Below are 1,667 nucleotides of genomic sequence, written 5' to 3'. Positions count from 1 at the left end.
CGGGCGAGGAGTTGTTCGAGTTGGCGCGCGTCCCCGACGCCTTCCTCGGCTGCGGTGGCCAGGGTCTTCTCGATGACGGGGATGACCGGCTCGAAGGTGGCGTCGTCGTGGACGAAGCCCCGGGCCAGGAAGTCGGGGGCCTCGGCGAGGGCGCCGGTGTCCGCGTCGACGATCGCCACCACCGTGACCACGCCTTCGGCGGCGAGGGTGAGGCGGTCCTTGAGGGACGCCTCGGTGGCGCCTCCGACTTCCATGCCGTCCACGTAGACGTTGCCGGCGGGGACCTTGCCGGTGATGGACGCGCGCCCGTCAACCAGGTCGACGACGACGCCGTCCTCGGCGATGACGACCCGGTCGGGGTCGACACCGGTACGGATGGCGAGGTCGGCGTTGGCCCGCAGGTGGCGCCATTCGCCGTGCACGGGCATGACGTTGCGGGGCTTGACGATGTTGTAGCAGTAGACGAGTTCACCGGCGCTGGCGTGCCCGGAGACGTGCACCTTGGCGTTGCCCTTGTGGACCACGTGGGCGCCCCACCGGGTGAGTCCGTTGATCACCCGGTAGATGGCGTTCTCGTTGCCGGGGATGAGGGAGCTGGCAAGCAGGACGGTGTCGCCCTCGCCGATACGGATCATGTGGTCGCGGTTGGCCATCCGTGACAGCGCGGCCATCGGTTCGCCCTGGGAGCCGGTGCACACCAGAGTGATCTTGTGGTCCGGGAGCTTCTCCAGCTCCTTCGTGCTCACGACCAGACCGGAGGGGACCTTCAGATAGCCCAGGTCACGGGCGATGCCCATGTTGCGGACCATCGACCGGCCGACGAAGGCGACCTTACGCCCGTGCTGGTGGGCGGCGTCCAGGACCTGCTGGATGCGGTGCACGTGGCTGGCGAAGCTGGAGACGATGACCCGGCGCGGCGCGGTGCGCATCACCTGCTCGATCGCCGGGTTCAGCTCCCGCTCGGAGGTGGTGAAGCCGGGTACTTCGGCGTTGGTGGAGTCGGTGAGGAACAGGTCCACGCCCTCCTCACCGAGGCGGGCGAAGGCGCGCAGATCGGTGATGCGGTCGTCGAGGGGGAACTGGTCCATCTTGAAGTCGCCGGTGTGCAGCACCATCCCGGCCCGGGTGCGGATCGCGACCGCGAGGCTGTCGGGGATGGAGTGGTTGACCGCCACGAACTCACAGTCGAAGGGCCCGAAGCCACGCCGGTCGCCCTCCCGCACCCGCACCGTGCGCGGCCGGATGCCGTGTTCCTTGAGTTTGGCCTCCAGGAACGCCAGCGTCAGCTTGGAGCCGACGACGGGAATGTCTGACCGCTCGCGCAGCAGGTACGGCACGCCGCCGATGTGGTCCTCGTGGCCGTGGGTGAGGACCACGGCCACGATGTCGTCCAGCCGGTCCCGGATCGAGGTGAAGTCCGGCAGGATCACGTCCACGCCGGGCTGGGTCTCCTCGGGGAACAGCACACCGCAGTCGACGATGAGCAGCTTGCCGGCGTGTTCGAAGACGGTCATGTTGCGGCCGATCTCACCCAGGCCGCCCAGGGCGATGACCCGCAGCCCTCCTACAGGCAGGGGAGGAGCGGCTTTCAGTTCCGGGTGCGGATGACTCATACCCTGACGGTACCCGGAGAGCGGGACAGGGTGATCCATTACCTGTTCGATCTC

Annotated in this window: 1 protein-coding gene; it reads right to left on the bottom strand. The window is 68.3% G+C overall.

What is annotated here, in order from left to right:
• On the bottom strand, positions 1 to 1,613 hold a 1,613-nt coding region (locus tag ACWC94_RS42265; RefSeq protein ID WP_450803094.1), incomplete at its 3' end, for a ribonuclease J.
• Positions 1,614 to 1,667 lie beyond the last annotated feature (54 nt).

This window comes from Streptomyces sp. NPDC001135, assembly GCF_053598395.1.
The sequence above is the reverse complement of the archived record's forward strand: the minus strand, read 5'-3'. Positions and strand labels throughout refer to the sequence as shown.